Genomic DNA, 280 nt, shown 5'->3' with positions numbered 1-280 from the left:
ATGTAGCTCGTGGCAGATAAACTTGATGTATATATATTCTTAGTGTCTAACTCAGCTTTAAAATAATTACGAATATCACTATCAAGTTCAGGCCAAGAGATGCTTTTATCATTAACAATGAACTCAAATGATCTAACTTGTGCAGTACCTAGCCCTTTATTGATTATATCAAAACAAATGGAGCTATCGTCCGTATGAAGCCAGTCACTTAGCCTTGGTGCAACCGATAGTTTATTGTGTTTTTGTTGTGTTCTAATAGTCCAATAGGTAAGCCCAATAG

The 280-nt window shown here is 35.4% G+C and carries 1 pseudogene; it reads right to left on the bottom strand.

Annotated elements, in window-relative coordinates:
• Window positions 1-278 (bottom strand): annotated as a pseudogene (locus AAEY57_RS19755) (hypothetical protein); the annotation flags it as partial.
• Window positions 279-280: the final 2 nt, after the last annotated feature.

The organism is Pseudoalteromonas sp. MER144-MNA-CIBAN-0113 (assembly GCF_040308965.1).
In the GTDB taxonomy this organism is placed as follows: Bacteria; Pseudomonadota; Gammaproteobacteria; order Enterobacterales; family Alteromonadaceae; genus Pseudoalteromonas; species Pseudoalteromonas tetraodonis.
Note: the sequence above shows the minus strand (reverse complement) of the source record. Positions and strands in the feature narration are given on the sequence as shown.